This is a genomic window from Alteromonas macleodii ATCC 27126, assembly GCF_000172635.2.
GTDB classification, from domain to species: Bacteria; Pseudomonadota; Gammaproteobacteria; order Enterobacterales; family Alteromonadaceae; genus Alteromonas; species Alteromonas macleodii.
The window spans coordinates 1,904,877-1,926,486 of the sequence record NC_018632.1 but is presented as its reverse complement, the minus strand read 5'-3'; the positions used below and the strand labels follow the sequence as shown (position 1 = coordinate 1,926,486).

The following is a 21,610-nucleotide window of genomic DNA, read 5'->3' as shown; positions in this document are numbered from 1 at the left end:
TTTAATTCTCCATTTGGTTTAAATTATTTTCGCACGTTAAACACATACGAATACAAACTTTACGTTTATTGTGTCGACATGGTTTTGCAGTTTTGTGAAGATAATCACGTAACGCAAAATTCATGTCTCTCGAAACTGGTGATAAGAATAGCGCGCACAATCACAAAAAACTAATTGGTAAAAATGAATCGCTTAATCAGGTTATTGAATTGAACGATGAAAATTGAGCCAAAATAGATTGATTGTTTTGCAATACGGTTTCACCGGCTAAACTCTGCTGAATGAGAAAACTATGACCCATTCCCGACTACAGCGCATCTCCCACGAAATAATGCTAATCGATGGACACGCGCCATCTCGCACTTTGGCAAAGCATGCAAAAATGGAGGTCAGCCCCTTTGTTTTCTACAGAGGCAGTGCGCAGCTGTTTTACGCTGATATAAAAGCTGGCCTTATCAATTTTCCTAAAGAATGCGAGACAGTTCCCCTCACCAGCGTGATGGGAGACTGTCATACTTCCAATTTTGGCTTTCTCACAGAAGAAGGGTCTCACGGAGATACAGTGATCTTCTCACCCAACGACTTTGATGATGCGTGTGTCGGCAGAGCACATTGGGATGTGCTTCGTTATCTCACTTCATTGCACCTTGCCCAGATACATTGCCTAGGCACCGTTGATGGAAAGTATGCGTGCGATAACATCGACATCACTAAACCTGTTGTCAGCCACCAGCAGGTTATTAATGCGCAATACGCATTTATTGAGCGTTATGTAGAAACCTGTAGCCAAGTAGTAGAAAACGCCATGGTGATTAACGAAGCCGTAGACTACTGCCCAGATGCCGTGCCAAGCAAGCTGACCAAACTATATAAAAAAGCCAAAGCCCGCAGCGCAGGAGGAGAAGACTTCACGGTTAAAAGTGCGCTGGCTAAAGCCGTTCATTTTGATGGCAAGACCTTGGGGTTTAAGGCCAACAGTGAGAAATTTTCTACCCTAAGCCCACAAGAATACGCCACGCTACTAGAAGCTTTTGCTCCCTACATGGACGATGCGGTAGTCGATATAGTGAAACGCCTGGACGCGGGTACCGGGTCGGTAAATATGGCGCGCTACTACTTTTTAGTAGGACCAGCAAAACCACATAATTCAGCAAGCTTTGCGCATTGTCATATTGTAGAGGTTAAGCAACAACGTGTTGCGGCGCCTATTTATTACTTTCCAGATTTTAACCCGGTTAATCGCCTAAATGCTGCACACCTTACAGCTCGATGCCAACGAAGAATGCAAAGAAAACCCGACTTAGTGCTTGATGAAGTTAAGTTTGAAAATGCGCATTACCTGGTTCGCTCCCGACATCACGCTAAAGTGGGAATCGACCCACAAGATATTGCAATGGGAAATAAAGCGATAAATGGTGGCTTTGAGTATTTTGCCGAATTGTGCGGGTATAGCCTTGCGCTAGCTCACTGCCGAGGCGATAGAAGAAGTACACGATTCGCGTCGTCAGCATCAACATCTTTTTCTCAAGTAAAAAGCCTGCTCGTAAAAATAGCAAATCTTTATACAGAACAAGTAGTTGATGATCATGCGCTGTTCACTCGTGCGCTGAAATAAAGATATCAATAAAAAGCGTATTTTTTACCCGACGAACTGTTGTCATAGTCGTGTCGTTAGCATTACTTAACACCTATATTAGCTTTTGGTTAAGAGTTAAAGGTATGAGTAAACTTACCTGTAGATGATAAGAACTTGATATTTAAGCAATATTTTAAAAACAGCTTGAATAAGGTTAAGTCATTCCTATCCTTTACAAATGCCCTTAGTGTAGTTCAAGCAATAAGAAAATTGCGCTTCACATATCACTCTGTTTTTTCTATTTCGGCAAAAGCAGAAACAGTAATTATGTGAATTAAAAATAATGAAAACTACAAAGGGAAAATGACGTGAAAACATCATTAACTTTACTATCTGCAGGAATCATTTCTGCACTTTCTTCAACCGCCATCCAAGCTAACGATTTAGTCATTAGCGGTGTTATTGATGGACCGTTAAGCGGTGGTGTTCCAAAAGCAGTTGAACTTTTCGTAGTCAATGACATAGCAGATTTGTCTACCTATGCCCTTGGAACTGCAAACAACGGCGGCGGTACTGATGGCGAAGAGTTTACGTTTCCAGCTGGTGCGTCTGCAAGCGCTGGTACTTATATCTACGTAGCATCAGAAATTGATGGATTTACTGCGTTTTTCGGTTCTGCACCAGACTACGATACTTCATCAATGGGTATTAATGGTGACGACGCTATTGAGCTTTTTAAAGATGGCAGCGTTATTGACACGTTTGGCGATATCAACACCGACGGTAGTGGCACCGCGTGGGAGTACCTAGACGGTTGGGCATACCGGACGTCAGGTCAAACAGCAAATGGCGGCAGTTTCGAAGCATCTAACTGGACTTACAGTGGTGTTGACGCGCTTGATGGCTCGACCACTAACACTGACGCTGCAACGCCGTTTCCAGCGGGTACATTTACCACTGAAGGTGGCGGTGACGTTGTAGAAGTTCCAGAAGAGCCTGCTGTTGAGCTAGGTATTTGCGGTGCAGACGCGACACTTATTAGTGCTATACAGGGCAGTGAAAGCAGCTCTGCTGAAGTTGGCAATAACGTTATAATTGAAGCTATTGTAACTGGCACACGTGCTGGCGGCTTCTTTGTCCAAGAAGAAGCGTCTGATTACGACGCTGACGACGCCACGTCTGAAGGCTTATTTGTAGAAGGTTCTGTTGACGTTGAAACAGGTAACCTGGTTCGCCTTTACGGTGAAGTAGAAGAAAACTACGGTATGACCACACTTGCTATGGATAGTGATGTGGCTGCACTTGATTGTGGTACAGCGGATGCTGTAGCAGCGGTAGAACTTTCTATGCCGTACGAACTTGACCTTGAAACCGTTGAAGGTATGGTTGTTAGCGTGACTGATGCAACAGTGACAAGTACAAACAACCTGTGGCGTTTTGGTGAAATCGTTGTTAGCGACACAGTTAAACGCCAACCAAGCGACGTAGCTGCGCCTTTGTCAGAAGCTTATACTGCGGCAGAAGAAGCGAGCGAGACAAGCCTTCTTACAATCGAAGATAACAGCAGCTCGCAGTACCCAGATGCTCTTAATTACTTCCCTACTTTCAGCTACGTTAATGCCATTCGCATTGGTGATTCGGTTTCTGCTGCTGGCCCACTAAACTACAGTTTTGGCACTTACAGAATTAATCCAAGCGACGTTATCGAAGTAACGTCTTCTCGCGAAGCAAACCCAGTGGTTACAGAAGGCAACCTATCTATTGCTACGTTCAACGTGCTTAACTACTTTAATGGTGAAGTAGATGCAAATGGCGACGTAACTTTCGATTATGACGAAAACCGCGGCGCAGACGATGAAGTGGCGTTTGAATTGCAAGAGGGTCGTATCGTTGAAGCTATCGTTAACCTTAACGCAGACGTTGTCGGTTTGATGGAAATCGAAAACGATGGTTTTGGCGAAGATAGTGCTATCCAATCTCTAGTTAATGCTATAAACGCCGAACTTGGTGAAACCGAGCAATACTCATTCATCGCAACCAGTGATGGTAGTGAAATTGGTACGGATGCGATTACTGTAGGCTTATTATACAAAGCTACAGTAGTGACGCCAGAAAATGATGCCATGGTAGTTGCTATGCCAGAGCAAAAAATTGATGAAGATAGCCTGGCACGCATGCGCCCAAGCCTTCTTCAATCGTTTGTACACACTGAAAGCAGCAAATCGTTCCTTGTTGCCGTGAATCACTTTAAATCAAAAGGTTCACAGTGTGCAGAAGATGTGGCAGAAGCGCCGTCTGAAATCACCACGATTCAGGGTAGCTGTAACGCACTTCGTGTATCGGCAGCTATCACATTAGGCAACGCATTAAGTGATGAGAGCCTGCCTGAGCGCAAGGTAATCTTAGGCGACTTAAACGCTTATAGCGCTGAAGATCCAGTAGCTGTACTCACCGATTACACACCTGAGTCTCGTGGATACACTATTACGACTGCGGTCAATACAGGTATGGATGAAGGCTCGTCAGTGGACGTAGAGTCTAGCTTCGGCTATCACAACTTGGCTGAAGAGTTTGATGCAGAAGGCTTCTCATATTGGTTCTACGGAACTGAACAGGTGGGTAGTTTAGATCACGTACTAGCAAGTGAAGCCATGCTTGCAGACGCCATTGACGGTGCTCACTGGAACATCAACTCTGTTGAAGCTTACCAGTTGCAGTACGATCAAGCGCTTCGTTATTACCCAGATGAAGACGGTTACGCCTTTACTGATGTTGGTCCATTTAGAAGCTCAGATCACGACCCATTCATCGCAACCTTTGACCTACAAGCAGACGTAGTTGAAGAGGAAGAAGAAAACAATGATAGCTCAGGTGGAGCAATGGGAGGAATTCTTGCCCTGCTAGCTGCAGCGATTGGCTTTCGTCGTCGTTCGACTACTGCTAAGAAGTAAAAAGTGAAAGAATGAAGTACACGCCTAACGGGTGTGCTTCATTCACATAAAAAAAGCTGCCTCAATGGAGGCAGCTTTTTTATTGGTACTCTTTCCAATGACAGTCTGTGTAGTAACCGTTATGCTTTAACAGCCACCACACCAACTAAGTCAGCAGCTTTACTGTCGTCCACTTCTATGCCTATTCGGCTTATGTACTGATCCCGCTTTTCAGCCTGGGTTGGCGACAAGTCGCTACTTAGAAGAAACTTCGCCGCTTTATAGGCCGCTTCCATCTGCTCGTCTGTTAAATTATCCCCTAAGTGAATTTGAGTAATAACTTTTAACAAGCTAAGCGCAACTTGTTTGTCTTTAGGCGACAGTGTTAGTGCCTGGCGTAAATTGTTGAAGGCTGGTGACAACCGATTCTCTTTGTAGTTAACCGCAGCCATTTGCTTAAGCTCTTTTGTGGTAAATTGAATTTCAGTACGTTCAATCGACTCTTGATTCAGGTATTCATTTACCACTTGAGAAGTAAACGTGTCCCCCTCAATTTGCTTTCTAAGCTTATCTAATATACTCACACAGTGTTCACGCATTCCTAGCTCGTGAAATGCTTTCATTTTATCGAGGCTATCTTCCATCGAGAGGCCGTCGGTAGATGCCGAACGATCCTTCATCAACTTTTCAGCCCCTTTTTTGTCGTCTCGCAAGCACAAGACACGCGCTTTTACGACGTCAATCTGCTCGCCAAGCTGAGACTGCATGCCCTTTTGTTGTTTCAATTCTTCCAGTTCAGATTCTGCGCGTTTCATATAGCGTTCGCCTTCCGTACTGCCAAGACTTGTGGCTAAATCAATGGTTGAACGAATAACATTGAGCGTTAGCTGAGGTGAGTCATGGATAGAATTTTTAGCAAACTTTGCCATATTTTGAACGGCTGAAAGTTGCCCTGCCTTATCGTGGTTCAATCGAGCAAGATCCCATAACCGTTTGTTACGCTCAATATTGCGAGGTGCTAGCCTACTCGCCTCTTTCATTTGTTCGTAGGCAATATCGAACTGCTCTTTCTCTATGAAATACTGGGCAAGCAAGTCGAAGGTTAAGAACCGCGTGTCGTGGCGCTGCAATAAGTCATCAACCAGTAGCTGGGCTTCTTCTAATTCATCTTGTCGAAGCAACGACCGGGTTAAACCAATGTGAACCCACGCATGATCCATGCTCTGCAATAAGCTTCTAAAGTAGTCTTCCGCAGTTTGATAATCGCGAAGCTGCAATAAGCAATCACCAATTAAGCGTTTAATTCTGGTGTGATACTCCGATAGCGAAGGATCTTTTAACTGGCGCTCTGCATAGTACATAGCGGTGGAATAGTCCCCCACCTGCATACAATGAAGCATTTTATGTAGCTTTAACCTTATTTGGATAAGGTATTCCAAACGCAGCTCAATTTTGTTGCGCTGAAGAGGTTTGACCCAAAAGTCATCCGGTTGCAATTCAACAATACAATTAACCAATTCAGGCGATGTCTCTGCACTGAGAAAAATGACCGTGGTGGTGTCGTTGATGTGATTGAGGTGTTTTAATTCTTCAAAAAGGTGAAAGCCATCTTTGTCGTGACTGACGTTAAACGCCAGTAAAACAAAGTCGTATTGTCTTGCAGCACATAACCTTTTCGCGTGAAAGGCATTAAAAGCACTGCTTACGTTTTTTATTCCAATTTCATGCAAAGCTGATGACACTACATCATGTACAAGCCCCTGGTTATCGATAACCAGCACATGTAATTCTTCTCTTGGGGTTGGGGCAGGTATTTTTTCCAGCATTTACCAATCACTTCTAACGTCTTTTCCCTAAGCGTCGTAATAGAATACTTGCTATTGCGACGGCACAATGTTGCGCGAGCTGTGCGCGAGAGGAGCTGGCCCATAATTCAAACCAGTTTTGTAATAATAGCGCGCATACAGCCTAAACTTATTATACATAAGTCTTGGTTTTTAGATACACATGCGTTTCACAACGTGATTAGTGCTTTTATCGAGGCGGATCAATCGCGTCGTTAACGCTTCCGTTAACCCTAAACCAACCTGCAACCGAGTGACGGCTGCGGGCAGCAGGTAATACTTCATGAGGGAATTGTTCGCTCAAAAAGACAACGAAAGTACCTTTCGTTGGCAGCACCCTTGTTCCAATTAGATCACTTTCATCAGCGTAGAGCACGAGTTCTCCCCCATCTTCTGAAGTCCAGTCGTCATTCAAATAGGCGACTAAAGACAACACGCGATTGCCCTGACCTTTAAACGCATCTACATGGCGTTTGTAAAATTTACCCGGCTCATAGCAGGCAAAATGACTTTCAAAAGAAAAAAGCCCCATAAAGAGCGAACGATTTACATACTGCTGCATGGCTTCACACCACGAAAGCCACAAAGCGCCTTCGCTAGATGAACCTGTAATCCAGCAAATCTCGTCCCCTCTAACTTTTTCAGCCTTTTGATAATTCTCTGCGCGACCAATACCTGCCGCTTGATATTCAGCTTCAGAGATTGAACGCTGGCAGGCCAAAAGTGCTTGTGTAATGAAATCAGGTAAACCATGCTCTTGAATAGAAAAGCCTTTCGTGACTAAGTCATCGACGATATTTTCAAATATGGCTTCATCGAAAACGTGGAGAGGCTGATACGACGCAAGTTGTTCTCTATTCATCAGAGCATTTCTACCTTTGAGCGGTTAACTAATCGTGTAGTTAGGAGCGGGTTGTGTACGTTAAAAAACTAGCGAACTTATACGCGGGGTTGAATCCTATAGCAATTGCATCACCACGCATTTTCCGCGCTATTTTTTTATCGATAAAAGAAAAATTATTTGTCGTTAAGAAGTCGCACGCTTCTTGCTTATTTATTATCAATTTTAAAGTGAACAAATGACGGTAAAGGTAAACTAAATCAATAAGTAAACCGAGGTGTATATTTTAAGAGGGTTGATTGAGAGACTTTTCTTCTGCCCTTGTTTCCGTTGCCATTACGTCTGCACATACGGATTGTAATTAACAGTTGAAAAACGCATGGCAAGGCGGTTTAGTAAAGATATACGCAATGTACGTATTAAAATTTTTAGCAAAAAGAGTAACCCATGAGTCAAGATCAAACACAAATAGAAGAAACGGAACATCATCTAGACTTAAGAAACTTGAGACTGGACGACTACAACGATGTTAAAGCGTTAATGGATGAGGTATACGCCAACGTTGGAGGCGCATGGCCTTACTCTAACTATAAAGCCCAAGTTACTACATTTCCCGATGGGCAAATATGTATTGAAGATAAAGGCAAAGTGGTCGCTTTCGCCATTTCAGTGATTGTAGATTATGACCAGTTTGGGGATAAACACAGCTACGATGAAATTACGGGTGATGCTTATTTGACCACACACGATCCTAACGGTGATGTGCTTTATGGTGTTGAGGTAATTGTTTCACCCGAGTATCGAGGTCTACGCCTTGGTCGTCGTCTCTACGAAGCGCGTAAAGAGCTCTGTCGTAACTTGAATCTAAAATCCATTATGGCGGGCGGTCGAATCCCGAACTATAAAAACCATGCGCATGAGCTGTCGCCTTATGAATACATTGAGCAAGTAAAGCTCAAAGACATCTACGACCCCATTTTAACTTTTCAACTTTCAAATGGATTTGAAGTCAAGCAAGTCATGTCGGCTTACCTTCCAGAGGATGAAGCCTCACAGGGTTATGCGACGCTACTTCAGTGGCACAATATTTATTATGAACCGGGCACGCCTTCGCTCATCGCCAGCAGGAAGACCAGCGCACGAATCGGATGTATTCAATGGCAAATGCGTTACTTCAATAATGTAGAAGAGCTTTTACAACAAGTAGAGTACTTCGTCGATGCCTTGTCTGACTATTCTTGCGACGTTGCCCTGTTCCCTGAGTTTTTTAACGCGCCGTTAATGGGCCTGAGCCCGTCAGATTCATCAATTGATGCAATTTGGCATTTAGCGACCTATACCGATGAGATTTTAACTGCCGTGTCTCATTTGGCCGTATCGTACAATATTACGATTATCGCAGGTTCTATGCCTGTGGTAGAAGAGGAAGAGCTCTATAACGTCAGCTACATTTGCAAACGCGACGGCACGATTGAAAGCCAGTATAAGCTTCATCCAACACCTCACGAAAAAGAAGATTGGATAATGAAAGGCGGAAACAGCCTTAAGACATTTGATACCGACTTCGGCAAAATCGGCGTTTTGATCTGCTATGACGTTGAGTTTCCAGAGCTTGCACGTATTCTTGCCGATCAGGAAATGCAAATTTTGTTTGTCCCCTTCTGGACAGATACCAAAAACGGTTATTTGCGCGTGCGACGCTGTGCGCAGGCCCGCGCTATTGAAAACGAATGCTACGTGGCAATTGCAGGTAGCGTAGGTAACTTACCCAAAGTGGACAACGTAGATATTCAATATGGGCAAACCGCGGTTTTCTCGCCAAGTGATTTCGCGTTCCCACATGACGCAATTGTCTCTGAGACCACGCCAAACACAGAAATGACGCTCATTGTTGATTTGGATTTGGATAAACTCACTAAGCTTCAAAATGAAGGTTCTGTGCGGAATTATCTTGATAGAAGACGAGATTTGTATCGCGTTGAATGGATCGGCGATAAGCAGTAGCGCTACGCTTTAAGGAAATTCTCGGATTTTATGGCTTATGTATAATTGACATTGAGCATAAGCCGTAGAATTTCCTTTAATTTAGCGATAACATGCTTTAGCGCGCAAATATAAATGTGCTGTCTTCTTATTGAGTTAAAGCATCTAAATGCGATGAAGTTAGCACTACATAACGAGATTATAAATTTACTATGGCAAATAATTCGAAAAACGATGAGTTTCCAACCATTAGATTGGATGAAGAAGACCGTCGTGATTACCAAACAAAACGTCAGGCGGCGCCAACAAAAGCAACGCCTCCACCTTCATCTGCCCCATCAGCAAACCGCCAACCCTCTGGTGGTGGAAACGGTAATGGAATCTGGGTTGTATTCGTTGCCGTCATCGCCTTGGCCGCCTGTGGTGGTTGCTATTACCTGTACACCATGCTTGAGCAACAGAAAGCGGTTGCTGAGCAAGCGGAGCAGCGCATTTTGCAGTTAGAAAACAAGTTATCTGCTACAGGTGAAGAAATTGGTGAATCTACTGTTGCCCTGCAAGTTAAAGTTACTGAGCTAACCAACAAGACAAACGAGCTTTGGGAACAAATGGATAAGTTGTGGGCGTCAGCTTGGCGTCGTAATCAACAAGAGATTGCTGATCTTGGCGACCGCGTGGGTAACGTTCAAAACGCCTTGAATAAGAACATCAACTCAGTTTCAGAAAATGTAAAATCGCAAGCGGCGGCCATTGGCTCGGTTAAGAATCAACTTGCTTCGTTAGCTGATGAACTGCTCGCTGTTAATGTTCAACTTGAGCAAGCAGCAAGCGATAAACAAAGCGCTCAGCAAAGCGTACGCAATTTAACCGACAAATTGTCTGTGTTAGAGCAACGCAATACGACCTTATCTGGCCGCATTACCAGTTTGGAAAACGAAATTCGCGATATAGCAACCAAAGTAGTATCTAGCGGTGGTTCAACGGGTGGAAGTGGTTCGGCTCCTTCAGCTGCAGGTAACCAGTAAACCAGATTAAATCTGTTGTAATAGTATACAACCGAGAATAAAAACCACGGTTTAACGCATAAAAAAGAAAGGGGCGAATCGCCCCTTTCTTTTTGCCGTGATAATATTGCCCTCTTTTGAAATCTATAGGACCTAATGCGCAATGAGTGAGCAAGCGCCCAAACGTTTAAATAAATATATTAGCGACACTGGCCTGTGTTCTCGCCGTGAAGCGGATAAACTCATTGAGCAAAATCGCGTTACCGTTAATAACCAACCACCTGAACTGGGTACGAAAGTGGGGCCTGGTGACACTGTAAAGGTAGACGGTAAAGTTGTAGGTGCCGTTGCCTCAGACAAGTCAGATCGCGTATATATTGTCTATAACAAACCCATTGGTATCACCTGTACAACTGAGCGTCATGTCAAAGGCAACATTATTGACGCTATCGGTCACAAGGAACGTATTTTCCCCGTAGGAAGGTTAGATAAACCATCGGAAGGCTTAATCATTTTAACCAGCGATGGGGACATCGTGAACAAGATCCTGCGCGCTGAAAATGCTCATGACAAAGAATACGAAGTTACGGTTAACCAACCAATCAGTGAGCGCTTCGTCAACCGTATGTCTCGCGGAGTACCAATTTTAGGGACGGTGACGAAGCCTTGTGTGGTTAAACCCACGGGCAAAAATACATTTACCATTATTCTAACTCAGGGTCTTAATCGACAAATCCGCAGAATGTGTGAGTTTTTAGGGTACGAGGTCACCAAACTAAAACGAACCCGAATCATGCACCTTGAACTCGGCTCACTAAAACCTGGCCAGTGGCGTAACCTAACAAGCCGTGAACTAACTATTATGCAAAATGCAGTTCGCTCTTCTACAAAAACAGCGAGCAAAGTTGAGTTGCGTAAATAAATGAAACTACTACATTTAGTAGTAGTTTATTGATAAGACAATTTAAGACTTTGAAAAACGGACATTATCATTTTTTTTCGGTAAAGGATTTTCCCCCTAGTGCTGAAATATTGGCTAACTACGATGTATTTTTCGTGGTGGCTTCTGTTGTTATTGCAATATCTGCTTCCCTTATCTCTTTCGTTCTTTCTGCGAAGATGTCGCAAACAGAGTTACAAAATGAGCGAGCATTTTGGTCGCTGGCATCAGCGTGCTTTCTTGGTTTTGGCATTTGGGCGATGCATTTTGTTGGGATGCTTGCCTATCAGCTCCCTCTTGAGGTTTCGTACGACCCTTTCATAACCCTACTCTCTGTGTTACCCGCGATTCTTGCGAGTATTGTTGTGATGAGTAAACTGCCACATAAAGCTAACTCGCTTTTGCTTCGCAGTTTATATATGGGACTTGGCATTGGCAGCATGCACTACATCGGCATGATGGCAATGCAGATGAATGCCATCATGGCGTACGATGGCTGGTACTTCTCTTTGTCTATTGTGGTTGCCGTCGGTCTGGCAGGTATTGCTTTAAAAACCCATGAATATGTCACCACTTCGCAACTGCGAATACTTAAACAAATTGTTCCAGCTATTATAATGGGCAGTGCTATATCCGGTATGCATTACACCGGTATGCTGTCTATGCACGTATATGCACTGCCTTCTACGCAAATACTACAAGAGCCAGAAACCAAAAACCTCGCTTATTTGGTCATGCTAATGGTGATGCTTTTCGCGTTTACTATTCTTATTTTTATCGAGCTGCGAGCACGTACGTTACTGCTAGAGCGCTATAACGCGGTGTTAAATACAGTACAAGAAGGCGTATTGACTTTCGACAGTGCCGGCATGGTTGAATTTGCCAACCCTGTCGCGTTAAGCATGTTTGGTCTCGACAGTTTTTCTCCTCAGACCATTCACATACGCGAGCTTGTGAGCCCTTCTGAGCATGCCCATGAGCCACTCCTGATAGGATTAAAAAAAGCGGCAAAGAATAGCGCAGCGCACAACGTGCCTTTAACTTTGGACGGTATTCGGAAAAGCGGAAAGGTTTTTCCTTTGACACTTCGCATTAATTTGCTGCCGGGAAACCATATTTCATATGTGTGTACGGTAAAAGATTTGTCTGACGTAAAGAACCAAGAAGTTTTTGCACAAACGGTGTTTGACGCACTGCCCAATATGTTGATTGTAAAGCGTGCCGACAGCCTTTCGATTACCCATGTAAATGATGCGGGAAGTAGAATATTGGGCACCGACAAAGCGTCACTCGTGGGGCTATCTGACTTTGATATATTCGACGAGGCGGAGGCCAAGAAATTTGTATCTGACGACAAGCAATTACTTTCAAGTTCTGAAAAGCAAATCGTTAACGAATTCAAACTCAATATAGGTGGTGTGACGCGCTTTTTTGAGACCAAAAAGATTGTCATTGATGACAACTACGGCACCCCTCAATATATATTGGCACTATCCGAAGACGTAACAAAATGGCGGGAAGCTCAACAAACGCTTAAAACGTTAAACCGCCGCATGTCTATGGCCGCTGACGCAGCACACATAGGTGTATGGGAGTGGGACATCGCTACTAACGAGCTCATTTGGGATGAGTGGATGCATAAAATCTACAATGTCTCCAAAGCTGGTTTTAGTGGTCAATTTAGTGACTGGGAATACACAGTTCACGATGACGATATTGCCAATGTGAAGCAAAAGATAGAGCAATCAATAAAAGATAGCTCAGGATTTCACGCAATTTTTAGAGTGAAAGCCGCTGGCGACAAATACCGTCATGTTAGCGGTTATGGTCGCATTGAAGGCAACAAGATGTTTGGAATTAATGTTGATATCACCGAGCAAGTCGAAGCAGAACAGAAAATTAGAAAACTGGCAAATAGCGATACGCTAACAGGTTTAGCGAATAGGCTTGCCCTATCTACCTATATGCGAAATGAGCTTCCTCGATTAGAGAGAAACAATAAGGTGTGTACGCTACTTTATCTGGATCTCAATCGATTTAAGCCCATTAATGACGAATACGGCCATACTATCGGTGACGAAGTTCTTGTTGAGCTCGCACAAAGGCTTCAATCCATGTGTCGCGTGTACGATATTGCATCACGGGTTGGTGGTGATGAGTTTATCGTAGTAATCACCGAGCTAAGCACTGAATACAATGTAGAGACACTTAAAGCCCGACTTGCTAAAAAGCTTACACAGCCTATTACTACCACACAAGGCGCGTTCAGCGTTGGCGTCAGCATAGGTCACGCGAGCTATCCAGAAGAAGGCAAGACGCTAGAAGAGTTAATTTACATTGCAGATGAGCGGATGTTTGAAGATAAAAAGCAAAACATACCGTCGAACTAACGCGTAGTACAAACACAAGGTTAATTGGCCGGCTTCATACATGTACTAGGGTGTATTGCACTTCGCTGTACATTTTTGCAAAAAAAAAGCGCCCATTGGGCGCTTTTCTTGAAACCTAGTCTTATCGACGTAGACCTAGACGCTTGATAAGGTCAAGGTAACGCTCTGCGTTCTTGCCTTTAAGGTAGTCTAGAAGCTTACGACGTTGGCTAACCATACGTAGAAGACCACGACGTGAGTGGTGATCTTTCTTGTGATCAGCAAAGTGACCTTGAAGCTTGTTGATGTTGTGAGTAAGCAAAGCAACTTGAACTTCTGGTGAACCAGTGTCGCCTTCTTTAACGCCGTACTCAGCAATGATTTTTGCGGTTTCTGCTTTAGTTAGTGACATATCATTCTCCTAATATTAATGCTTCGCCGATCACTAATTCAGCAAAGCGGAATGAGCGCCGTATTATAATGACGTTTACAGACTTAGCAAGCCATAAACCGTCTTTATTTACCGGCGCAGCTACAATGGATAAACAACTCGACGTTTTGGGTTAACAAACACTTCTTGTTTAGGGATACCTTGGTCTTTCGGGTCAAGAACCCCTTCCCCTACGCCTAAGAAAATACCACTGGTATCGTCGCCATGGTAAACGCGGTAAGACATGCCTTCACTCAGCGTTTCGCTACAAGTCCCTTTTACAGATTGGCCGTTATCAAAACGGTTTCTTTCAGCGTCGTTAATGGTCACAAATGGCAACCGACTTACGGCGGTATCCATAGGAATCAATAAGTCATCCAGCGCTTTAAAGTCACCTTCTTCCAGTGATTCCTGAATTTCAATTAACTTATCCAGCGAGACCATTTTATCCGTAGGATAGTCTGCTACTTCCGTACGGTGTAAGCGAGTCACGTAGGCGCCACAGCCAAGGTTCTGACCTAAATCATCTACGATTGAGCGAATATAAGTGCCCTTGCTGCATTTAATGCGCATTTCTACAAACGGCAGTTCAATACGCAGTACATCTAATTCATACACTTCAATATCACGAGGTTCACGCTCAATCTCTATACCTTGACGTGCATAGTGATAAAGTGGCTTACCTTGATGTTTAAGCGCTGAAAACATGGACGGGATTTGTTTACTCTTACCTAGAAACGCCAAGCACGCATCACGTACTTGTTCTTCGCTTACATCAACAGGCTTTTCTTCAACCACTTCGCCATCGGCATCAGACGTGGTGGTGCGAACACCCAGTTGAGCAGTTACCTCGTAGGTCTTTTCTGCATCCAGAAGAAACTGAGAAAACTTCGTAGCTTCACCCAAGCACAGCGGCAACATGCCACTGGCAAGTGGATCAAGTGCGCCTGTATGCCCAGCCTTCGCAGCTTTGTACAGCCAGCGCACTTTTTGAAGCAGTTGGTTAGATGACCCACCAAGCGGTTTATCAAGCAATACTATGCCGTTAATCTCACGGCCTTTACGACGTCTTGCCATTTACTCCTGCTCTTGTGGATCGTCTTTATCGCGCTTTGACTCATCTTTTGCGATGGTCTGAGACACAAGATTAGAGATACGCATACCTTCAACAATCGACTTATCTTCAAAGAAGTGAAGATCAGGCACTGAGCGCATGCGAATACGTTTAGCTAGAATACTGCGAATAAACTTTTTGTATTCTGCCAGTTGTTTAATTTGCGCTTTACCTTCTTCTTCGGTGCTGTTGTAGATAGTCACAAAGATTTTTGCATGCGCCAGGTCGCGCGACACATCTACGTCAGAAACCGTGATCAAGGGCATGTCGCCAACGCGGTGCTTGTATTCATTTTGCAGAATGCTCGCCACTTCTTTATGGACTTGCTGAGCCACTCTGTCGGTACGTGAAAATTCACGGGCCATTATTCTCTCCTTTCCTTATTTAACGCTGAGCATGCGCGAGGTCTGTTTGTTGTATACAGACAAAAACGGGAGCACTCGGCCCCCGTTTCTCACATGCCGAATTAACTAAGGCAGTTAAATTTCGCGCTTAACCTCAACGATTTCGAAGACCTCGATTTGGTCGCCTACTTTCACGTCGTTGTAGTTCTTAACGCCGATACCACATTCCATACCGTTACGTACTTCTTGTACGTCATCTTTAAAGCGACGCAGTGACTCTAGTTCACCTTCGTAAATTACTACGTTGTCGCGAAGTACACGGATTGGGTTGCTACGCTTAACGTTACCTTCAGTAACCATACAGCCCGCAATTGCGCCCAGTTTCGGTGACTTAAATACGTCACGTACTTCTGCAAGACCAATGATTTCCTGCTTGAATTCTGGTGCAAGCATACCACTCATGGCCGCTTTCACTTCGTCAATTAGGTTATAGATAACGCTGTAGTAACGTAAATCAATTTCTTCAGCTTCTAGTACGCGACGCGCTGTAGCATCGGCACGAACGTTAAAGCCTAGTACAATAGCGCCTGATGCAGCCGCAAGGGTTGCGTCAGTTTCAGTGATACCACCTACACCACTACCTACAATGTTCACTTTTACTTCAGAAGTAGAAAGCTTAACCAATGATTCAGAAATTGCTTCTACAGAACCCTGTACGTCAGCTTTAAGTACGATGTTAAGTTCGCTAACATCACCTGATTCCATGTTCGCAAACATATTTTCAAGTTTCGCTTTCTGCTGACGAGCAAGTTTAAGTTCACGTTTCTTCTGATGACGTTTCGCTGCTACTTCACGCGCTTTACGCTCGTCTTTAACAACGGCTGCGTCTTCACCCGCTACCGGAACACCAGACAGACCAAGTACTTCCACAGGCGTAGAAGGACCAGCAATCTTAATTTCATTACCGTTTTCGTCACGCATTGCACGAACACGGCCGTATTCTTCACCACAAAGTAGAATGTCACCAGCACGTAATTGGCCTTCTTGAACCAATACAGATGCTACTGGACCACGGCCTTTATCAAGGCGAGATTCAATAACAATACCGCGACCTGGGCCTTCAGCTACTGCTTTAAGGTCTAGAACTTCAGCTTGTAGAACGATAGCTTCAAGCAGTTCGTCTACGCCCATACCTGTTTTCGCAGAAACGTTACAGAACTGGTGCTCACCGCCCCACTCTTCTGAGATAACTTCTAGTTGAGATAGCTCAGTTTTAACGCGATCAGGGTCAGCTGTTTCTTTATCCATTTTGTTCACTGCAACGATAAGAGGTACGCCAGCAGCGCGAGCGTGCTGTACCGCTTCTTTCGTTTGAGGCATTACGCCGTCATCTGCAGCAACTACAAGAATAACGATATCCGTCGCCGTAGCACCACGAGCACGCATTGCGGTAAATGCGGCGTGTCCAGGTGTATCTAGGAACGTGATTTCGCCATTTTCTGTTTCTACTTTATATGCACCAATGTGCTGGGTAATACCACCGGCTTCACCGTCTGCAACTTTCGCGCGACGAATGTAGTCAAGCAATGACGTTTTACCGTGGTCAACGTGACCCATGATGGTTACAACAGGTGCACGTGTGGTTTTTTCACCGCCAGTGCCATCTGCCAACAACTCATCTTCAAGTGCGTTGTCGTTAACAAGCTCGTACTTATGACCCATTTCTTCAATTACTAGTACCGCAGTATCTTGGTCTAGTACTTGGTTAATGGTTGCCATTTCGCCCATCTTCATCATCGTTTTGATAACTTCGTTAGACTTAATTGCAAGTTTACTTGCAAGTTCGCCAACTGTGATGGTTGCGCCAAGCTTAACTACACGCTCTACAGGTGCAGCTGGCTTGTTAAAGCCTTGCTTAAGATGCTCACCCGCATTTTTCTTCGACTTACGACGACGGCGTGATGAACGCTCAACCTGCATGTCTTCTTCGTCTTCAGCTTCTTGAGCATAACGGTTAGAGTGCAAGTGAACTTCTTCAGCTTCTTCTTTCTTACGACGCTCTTCTTCTTCCTTCCAGCGACGCTCGTTCTCTTCAGCAAGTTTGCGCGCTTCATCAGCCGCTTTCTTCGCGTCTTCTTCAAGCTTCTTCTGCGCTTCTTCTTCTTGCGCTTTGCGCAGACGCTCTTCTTCCTGACGAGCCGCTTCTGCTTCCGCTTTTTCAGCTTCAGTTAGCTCAGGTTCGTCGGCTTTTCGTGCTTCAGCTTCTTTTTTCGCTTGTTCTGCACGACGGGCACGCTCTTCTTCAGCAGCTTTCTTCGCTTCTTCAGCTTTACGTGCTTTCTCTTCAGCGGCTTTTTTCGCTTCAGCTGCTGCTTTTTCTTCCGCTTCGCGCTTCAGACGAGCTTCTTCTTCAAGACGCTTCGCCTCTTCTTCTGCTTGACGCTGCTGTTCTTCAACATCGCTACGCTTGACGTAAGTGCGCTTTTTACGTACTTCTACTTTCACTTCTTTAGACTTACCAACACTTAGCGTGCTGGTTGTCTTACGCTTAAGTGTCATACGTGTCGGTTCAGCTGCGCTGCCGTGTTGCTTACTTAAATGATCCAATAGTTTTTGTTTCTCGTCTTCGTTTACCTGATCGCCGGCATTCTTAGTGATACCCGCGTCTTTAAACTGGCCAACCAATCGGTCAACGGTCGTACCAATGTCGCTGGCGAGCTTTTCAATAGATACATCTGCCATTACGTAATTTTCCCCCTGTTGACCTTACTCTTCTTCACTGAACCATACGATATTACGAGCCGCCATGATTAACGCACCGGCTTTCTCTTCGTCTAGTTCATCGATATCACTGATATCATCGGTACCTTGTTCTGCTAATTCTTCCAGGTCGGTAACACCGCGGCTGGCCAACACATAGGCCACGTGTTTACTCATACCTTCAAGATTTAATAAGGCTTCTGTAGGCTCTGCACCTTCAAGCGATTCTTCGTTCGCCAGTGCACGCGTGGTTAGGAAAGCGCGCGCTCTGTTGCGCAGCTCTTCAACCATTTCTTCATCTAACCCTTCAACCGCTAGAAGCTCACTTGCAGGCACGTATGCCACTTCTTCTAACGTTGTAAAGCCTTCATCTACCAAGACAGACGCGAACTCTTCGTCAATGTCCAAACCAGCAGTAAATAGATCAAGTACCTTCGCGTTTTCTTCTTCATGCTTCTTGTTGAGATCTTCAACCGTCATCACGTTAAGTTCCCAGCCTGTAAGCTGGCTAGCTAGGCGAACGTTTTGACCACTACGGCCAATTGCCTGTGCTAGGTTGTCTGCTTCAACCGCTACGTCCATGCTGTTGCTGTCTTCATCAACAACGATTGACGCCACTTCGGCGGGAGCCATAGCATTGATAACGAATTGCGCTGGGTTTTCGTCCCATAACACGATATCAACACGTTCACCGCCAAGTTCCCCTGATACGGCTTGTACACGTGAACCACGCATACCAACGCACGCACCAACCGGGTCTAAGCGTTTGTCATTAGTTTTAACCGCAATCTTTGCACGAGAACCTGGGTCACGCGCTGCAGATTTAATTTCTAGTGTCTCTTCCGCAATTTCTGGTACTTCCAGACGGAAAAGCTCAACTAGCATGTCTGGGTGCGTACGGCTAATAAATAGCTGTGCGCCACGTGCTTCTGGACGAATAACGTAAAGAAGGCCACGTACACGGTCGCCCGGACGGAAAGTTTCACGAGGAAGCATGTCATCGCGGTAGATAACACCTTCAGCGTTGTTACCTAAGTCGATGATGATGTTGTCGCGGTTTACTTTCTTAACCGTACCTGTAACCAGCTCACCTACTTTGTCTTCGTACTCAGCAATCATTTGCTGACGCTCAGCTTCACGTACTTTTTGTACAATCACTTGCTTTGCGGTCTGCGTAGTTATGCGGTCGAATTTAATAGATTCAATCTGTTCTTCCACATAATCGCCGAGTTGTATCTCTGGTTCGTCGATTTGTGCAGCAGAAATCGTAATTTCAGCAAATGGGTTTTCCTGTTCTTGATCATCAGGGATAACCAACCAGCGACGGAATGTATCAAAGTCACCAGACGTTCTGTCGATGCTTACACGAACTTCAATTTCGCCTTCGTTTTTCTTTTTTGTTGCACTAGCGATCGCAAACTCTAGCGCTTCAAAAATTTTCTCTCTAGGCACTTGTTTTTCATTTGAAACGGCTTCCGCCACTAACAAAATTTCTTTATTCATTTTCGCCTCTCTTTTGCTTTCGTCGATGAAAGCAGAGCTGTTCCGTTAATCGAACGTGGGAACAACGTTACCTTTTTCGATATTCGCCACAGCTAACTGGAACTGCTGGCCATCCACTTCAATACTTACGATGCCATTTTCGCACGCGAGTACTTTGCCTTTAAAATTACGTCTGTCATCCATTGGCATAGACAAACGAATTTGAACCACTTCACCCACAGACTCGATATAGTGCTTCTCTTTGAAAAGCGGTCTGTCCATACCCGGTGATGACACTTCCAAGTTGTATTCAGTGCTAATTGGATCTTCAACGTCCAAAATTGCGCTAACCTGATGACTTACATCTGCACAATCATCAACGGTAATACCGTTTTCATGATCAATAAAAACGCGAAGAATAGAATGCTTCCCCGCTCGTACAAACTCGATCCCAACCAACTCAAAACCCAGTGCTTCAACACCTGGCTCTAGCATTTCGGTTAGTTTCTCTTCAAGTTTTGCCAATGCAAACCTCCAAAAACGAAAAAAGGGCCTAAAGCCCACCTGTCATCACCCGGCTCAGCGAGGCTGACTCCAGGTTTTAATACAACAAAAAGCCCCGGACTAGCGGGGCTTTTATTAAAATTCTGAACCCATACCTGCCAACAAGGGCAGTTGCAAACCTATGGGTAAAACCACCGTTAGGTGATAGCTTGCCAATGATAAGTGCGTTACTTTCCTGTTCTGAGGGAGCCCGCTCTCATCACTTAATGAGCACATTATACGTATAGCCGTCGCATTAAGCAACAGCCAATAGGCGCAGACACGGGAGGGTGTCGATTTTTTCTGTGCAAAATTCGGCCTGCATGAAAGTATTTTAATTGCGGTTTAGTCCAGCAGACTTAGTCTTCGTCTTTAAATGTCGCTTTAATATCAAGAATTTTAGGCATAATTTCTATCATCAAATCGACAAGTCTGGGTTCGAAATGCTTTCCCTTTTGGCTTTGAAGAAAGTCTACCGTTTTTTCAATACTCCAGGCGTCTTTATAAGGACGCTTGCTGGTTAAGGCATCGAAAACATCAGCAATGGCACAAATACGTCCCTCAATGGGAATATCTTCACCCGCAAGCCCTTTAGGATAGCCTGACCCGTCCCATTTTTCATGGTGGGTTAGCGAAACAGACTTCGCAACTTTCAACAACAAAGAATCGCCGCAATCACCAATGATTTCCGCACCAATCTCAGGGTGGTTTTTCATGGTGGCAAACTCTTCGTCTGTCAGCTTCCCTGGTTTCAACATTATACTATCAGCAATACCAATTTTGCCGATGTCGTGCATCGGGGCAGCATGAAGCAGAATTTCAGCCTGTTTATCTGTAAGTCCATAGGCAAGCGCAAGTTCTTTCGAATAATGGCTCATGCGCATGACATGCATGCCCGTCTCATTGTCTTTATATTCCGCCGCCTTACCTAAACGCTGTACAACTTGTAAACGGCTATCAAGTAGCTCGTCAGCTTGCACCAAACTGAGGTGGGTTTTAACCCGCGCTTTTACGATGGCCGGAGATATAGGCTTAGTAATGTAGTCCACAGCGCCCGCTTCGAAGCCTTCCGTTTCTTCGTGTTCATCATTTAAGGCGGTGACAAATATAACGGGGATGTGCCTTGTATCTGCTTGCTGTTTAAGCTGGCGGCATACTTCAAAACCCGTCAGTCCTGGCATCATAACGTCAAGCAATATCAAATTTGGCTGTCTAGTCTCAGTGAGCTTTAACGCTTCTTCGCCATTTCTCGCAAAAATAAGCTGATAATCATTAGCGAGAAGTTGCTTTAAAACCCTTAGGTTTACTGGCTCATCGTCAACGAGTAATAAAGTAGGTTTTGTGATTTCAATGTTTAACATGCCGCGTCTCTTGGCTACTTTAATTCTTGTATCAATGTAGAGATGCGCTCATGCGCCAACTCGAACTCAAAATCATCGATATCTAAGAG

General features: G+C 44.6%; 15 protein-coding genes. 6 read left to right on the top strand and 9 right to left on the bottom strand.

The annotated features are described in order from the left end of the window. Nucleotides 1–292 precede the first annotated feature (292 nt). Both MASE_RS08195 and MASE_RS08190 read left to right on the top strand, forming a co-directional pair. Nucleotides 293–1,615 carry a DUF2252 family protein gene (locus tag MASE_RS08195; protein WP_041693467.1) on the top strand — a complete coding sequence of 441 codons (1,323 nt, stop codon included), beginning with the start codon at nucleotides 293–295 and terminating at the stop codon, nucleotides 1,613–1,615. A gap of 329 nt (nucleotides 1,616–1,944) precedes the next feature. Further along, nucleotides 1,945–4,527, top strand: a complete 2,583-nt coding sequence (locus tag MASE_RS08190) for an ExeM/NucH family extracellular endonuclease (RefSeq protein ID WP_014949265.1) — start codon at nucleotides 1,945–1,947, stop codon at nucleotides 4,525–4,527. Nucleotides 4,528–4,646: 119 nt separating this feature from the next. Here MASE_RS08190 and MASE_RS08185 read toward each other — a convergent pair whose 3' ends face one another. Next, a complete protein-coding gene (locus MASE_RS08185) occupies nucleotides 4,647–6,332 on the bottom strand; it encodes a response regulator (RefSeq protein WP_014949264.1) in 1,686 nt (561 codons plus the stop codon). 208 nt (nucleotides 6,333–6,540) lie between these two features. After that, nucleotides 6,541–7,212 (bottom strand): 2OG-Fe(II) oxygenase, encoded by a 672-nt coding sequence (locus MASE_RS08180; RefSeq protein WP_014949263.1) that lies wholly within the window; start codon nucleotides 7,210–7,212, stop codon nucleotides 6,541–6,543. A gap of 426 nt (nucleotides 7,213–7,638) precedes the next feature. On the opposite strand from MASE_RS08180, the gene MASE_RS08175 reads away from it, so the two are divergent. The 4 genes from MASE_RS08175 (at nucleotide 7,639) to MASE_RS08160 (ending at nucleotide 13,508) form a co-directional block, all read left to right on the top strand. Next, nucleotides 7,639–9,195 carry a bifunctional GNAT family N-acetyltransferase/carbon-nitrogen hydrolase family protein gene (locus tag MASE_RS08175; RefSeq protein ID WP_014949262.1) on the top strand — a complete coding sequence of 519 codons (1,557 nt, stop codon included), beginning with the start codon at nucleotides 7,639–7,641 and terminating at the stop codon, nucleotides 9,193–9,195. Between the two features lie 191 nt (nucleotides 9,196–9,386). Further along, nucleotides 9,387–10,199 (top strand): AAA family ATPase, encoded by an 813-nt coding sequence (locus MASE_RS08170; RefSeq protein WP_014949261.1) that lies wholly within the window; start codon nucleotides 9,387–9,389, stop codon nucleotides 10,197–10,199. 142 nt (nucleotides 10,200–10,341) lie between these two features. Further along, nucleotides 10,342–11,100, top strand: a complete 759-nt coding sequence (gene rluF / locus MASE_RS08165) for a 23S rRNA pseudouridine(2604) synthase RluF (protein ID WP_014949260.1) — start codon at nucleotides 10,342–10,344, stop codon at nucleotides 11,098–11,100. Between the two features lie 50 nt (nucleotides 11,101–11,150). After that, nucleotides 11,151–13,508 (top strand): diguanylate cyclase domain-containing protein, encoded by a 2,358-nt coding sequence (locus MASE_RS08160; protein WP_232362833.1) that lies wholly within the window; start codon nucleotides 11,151–11,153, stop codon nucleotides 13,506–13,508. 121 nt (nucleotides 13,509–13,629) lie between these two features. Here MASE_RS08160 and rpsO read toward each other — a convergent pair whose 3' ends face one another. The 7 genes from rpsO to MASE_RS08125 form a co-directional block, all read right to left on the bottom strand. Next, nucleotides 13,630–13,899: a 30S ribosomal protein S15 gene (gene rpsO, locus MASE_RS08155; RefSeq protein WP_012518257.1), complete on the bottom strand. Its 270-nt coding sequence runs from the start codon at nucleotides 13,897–13,899 to the stop codon at nucleotides 13,630–13,632. Nucleotides 13,900–14,019: 120 nt separating this feature from the next. Beyond that, entirely contained in the window at nucleotides 14,020–14,994 is a 975-nt protein-coding gene (truB, locus tag MASE_RS08150) for a tRNA pseudouridine(55) synthase TruB (protein WP_014949258.1), read from the bottom strand. After that, nucleotides 14,995–15,396: a 30S ribosome-binding factor RbfA gene (gene rbfA / locus MASE_RS08145; protein ID WP_014949257.1), complete on the bottom strand. Its 402-nt coding sequence runs from the start codon at nucleotides 15,394–15,396 to the stop codon at nucleotides 14,995–14,997. 114 nt (nucleotides 15,397–15,510) lie between these two features. After that, a complete protein-coding gene (gene infB, locus MASE_RS08140; RefSeq protein WP_014949256.1) occupies nucleotides 15,511–18,117 on the bottom strand; it encodes a translation initiation factor IF-2 in 2,607 nt (868 codons plus the stop codon). 24 nt (nucleotides 18,118–18,141) lie between these two features. Further along, nucleotides 18,142–19,638, bottom strand: coding sequence for a transcription termination factor NusA (gene nusA, locus MASE_RS08135; protein WP_014949255.1), 1,497 nt, complete (start codon nucleotides 19,636–19,638; stop codon nucleotides 18,142–18,144). Nucleotides 19,639–19,683: 45 nt separating this feature from the next. Continuing rightward, the gene (rimP, locus tag MASE_RS08130) at nucleotides 19,684–20,142 is read right to left on the bottom strand and encodes a ribosome maturation factor RimP (protein WP_014949254.1); all 459 of its coding nucleotides are present in this window, start codon (nucleotides 20,140–20,142) and stop codon (nucleotides 19,684–19,686) included. Nucleotides 20,143–20,519: 377 nt separating this feature from the next. Next, a complete protein-coding gene (locus tag MASE_RS08125) occupies nucleotides 20,520–21,521 on the bottom strand; it encodes a response regulator (RefSeq protein WP_014949253.1) in 1,002 nt (333 codons plus the stop codon). Nucleotides 21,522–21,610: the final 89 nt, after the last annotated feature.

Excerpts from the sequence above, each read along its gene's own strand:
- rluF (WP_014949260.1), top strand. The coding sequence starts at position 10,342 with ATGAGTGAGCAAGCGCCCAAACGTTTAAATAAATATATTAGCGACACT.
- MASE_RS08175 (WP_014949262.1), top strand. The coding sequence starts at position 7,639 with ATGAGTCAAGATCAAACACAAATAGAAGAAACGGAACATCATCTAGAC.
- rpsO (WP_012518257.1), bottom strand. The coding sequence starts at position 13,899 with ATGTCACTAACTAAAGCAGAAACCGCAAAAATCATTGCTGAGTACGGC.
- MASE_RS08170 (WP_014949261.1), top strand. The coding sequence starts at position 9,387 with ATGGCAAATAATTCGAAAAACGATGAGTTTCCAACCATTAGATTGGAT.
- MASE_RS08125 (WP_014949253.1), bottom strand. The coding sequence starts at position 21,521 with ATGTTAAACATTGAAATCACAAAACCTACTTTATTACTCGTTGACGAT.
- rbfA (WP_014949257.1), bottom strand. The coding sequence starts at position 15,396 with ATGGCCCGTGAATTTTCACGTACCGACAGAGTGGCTCAGCAAGTCCAT.
- MASE_RS08195 (WP_041693467.1), top strand. The coding sequence starts at position 293 with ATGACCCATTCCCGACTACAGCGCATCTCCCACGAAATAATGCTAATC.
- MASE_RS08180 (WP_014949263.1), bottom strand. The coding sequence starts at position 7,212 with ATGAATAGAGAACAACTTGCGTCGTATCAGCCTCTCCACGTTTTCGAT.
- truB (WP_014949258.1), bottom strand. The coding sequence starts at position 14,994 with ATGGCAAGACGTCGTAAAGGCCGTGAGATTAACGGCATAGTATTGCTT.
- nusA (WP_014949255.1), bottom strand. The coding sequence starts at position 19,638 with ATGAATAAAGAAATTTTGTTAGTGGCGGAAGCCGTTTCAAATGAAAAA.
- MASE_RS08185 (WP_014949264.1), bottom strand. The coding sequence starts at position 6,332 with ATGCTGGAAAAAATACCTGCCCCAACCCCAAGAGAAGAATTACATGTG.
- infB (WP_014949256.1), bottom strand. The coding sequence starts at position 18,117 with ATGGCAGATGTATCTATTGAAAAGCTCGCCAGCGACATTGGTACGACC.